Source organism: Mycolicibacterium sp. XJ2546 (assembly GCF_053483195.1).
On sequence record NZ_JBEFRW010000036.1, the window covers coordinates 1 to 2,021 of the forward strand.

Consider the following 2,021-nt stretch of genomic DNA (forward strand, 5'->3'; position numbering starts at 1 on the left):
AGCCCGACAGCCTCGCTGCCCTCGTCGTGGCTCACGACGTGCTGGTCCACTCGATCGGTCTGCAGTGGGGTTTCGCGTCACCGCTCGGCAGCGAGCGCCGTGCGCGCGAAGGCACGATCAGGGCTATGCCGGAGTATCTACGCCGCCGGATAGGCGGCTAACCCGGCCTTCTCGTAATTACGTGATCTTTACCTTGTCGAGGACTTCGGTGAGCAGCGCCTCTGTCTGCTCCCTGTTACGGCCGAAGTCTCGAGTAATGTTGCCGTCCGCCATTTTGTCCACGACCTCCCCAACATCAAGAAGTGCTTTCAGGTACTTCTTGTCGTCCCAGAGGAATTTGTTGAACGAAGCAAGTGCCCGTTCAGCTTTTGCTTCCGTTTTTTCGATCTTGTCTATTTGCTGCGATGCAGTGAAAGCGGTGCGAACGCCAGCAAGCAGGTGGTATCGCGCCGGTTTGAATTTCCGATCGATTTGCTCGTTGCGGAAGAACTGATCCAGTTTGCAATATGCGTACGCAGCTGAGTAGAAATACGCCGGGTGGTTGGCTGCGATGAAGACTTCTGTCTTGGCCCGGTCACGGAGATCGCCATAGTATCGAGCGGCCGTGTGTGGAACCTTTTGATACATCGACGCAAATGACTGGAGAAGGTTTCGGAGAGTTATGACTCGCCAAGCACCACGGACCTGTTGTGAGCCTACCCACTGCTTCGACCTGCGCTCATAGTAGATACGGTGGCCTTCATCGCCTCTATAGGCGTTGAAGTACTGCTCGATCGCCTTCTGCTCGTCAAGTAGAGCGAGGAGGTTTTCCTTACTGACTTGTGTTTGCTGATTAGTGGCAGTAGTGATCGACCTCGCCACCTCATCGTCGGCCGTCACGATGAGGCGGAATGGCACATGAACGCCCTTGGAGAAGTCCCGCTCGGCGTACAGAACGTGGCTTGTTTGACAGCCATTGACTACCTGGTAGTCCTCAAGTGTGAATCGGTCTCCTGTCGTCTTGAGAGCCCTCGCAACTACCGTCACCCCGTTGTTTAGAACACAGAAGCGTTTTCGGTCACTCGACCGCAGTGTTTTGCGGATATCAGCGTTGACATCGACGTCTCCTTGGAAGTCGCGCACGTTGTCGTAAAATAGTGCTTTGCGGATTTCGCCCTCCTCGTCCGTGATGAGCTCGAGCAACTGATCCGCAGGCAGAATCCCGAGAAAGGCTTGTTCGACCTCCGGCATTTCCGGAAGCGTTGTCTTGCTCTCGAAGAGGATTGTCGTTTTCAGTCCACGGTCGATCGCCCTCCAGTTTGTCTGCACTTCGGGCGCGCCCCAGGTATGAAAATCGACCTTTGATATGAGATTAGAGTCGAGCAGTAGATTCTTCGCCTGAGCAATCTTCTTCTGCAGGGGATCTGGTGACTCCCATTTGCCGGTGGTGATGTAATAGAGTCGGACTACCGGGTTTTCAACGAAGCGGTCCGAATGTTCCCATAGCATATTGACCATTTCGGAAAACTCCGGCAGCACGTCGGAATCATCATTGGTGACAAGTGAAGTGGCGGTATCCGCGAAAACGCTTAAGTCCCCGAGCTCAAATTTCGCAGAGGTCTTTGCTTGAATGAAAATAAGGTCTGCCCGTATCGAACCAACATCGGCAAGAATCTCCTCAAGCTCCGAGAGATCCTGTATCAACTCGCCGTTTACCGATAGTGCGACTGCGTCGACTCCTTGAACTCCATCGCCGACACAGAAGTCGTCGGCCGAGAAACTGCCCCCGTATACCTTTGACAACGCGATGTGGGTAACGAAACGCTCGAATTGCTGAGTTTCGCCAAGTTTTCCGAGCCCCGCACTGTCCGCGTAGGTCTTCAAGAGTCCCTTCGTGACTCTGTCCACCGATAACCTCCCCTTATGGCCTGAGCGCGATGAAACTTGTACCTCAAGCAACCTAAACGAAGGCTACGACCGCCGTTCGATCATCTGCACCTTGCAACAAGGAGGAAGCAAGGTCGCCATCGCCTTGCTCTAGT

General features: G+C 54.1%; 1 protein-coding gene. It reads right to left on the reverse strand.

Translation table 11 applies throughout. The features are described 5' to 3' along the window. Positions 1–177: 177 nt before the first annotated feature. On the reverse strand, positions 178–1,863 hold the full coding sequence (locus tag ABQE44_RS25695) for an AIPR family protein (protein WP_448432631.1): 1,686 nt from the start codon (positions 1,861–1,863) through the stop codon (positions 178–180). Between the last annotated feature and the right edge of the window lie 158 nt (positions 1,864–2,021).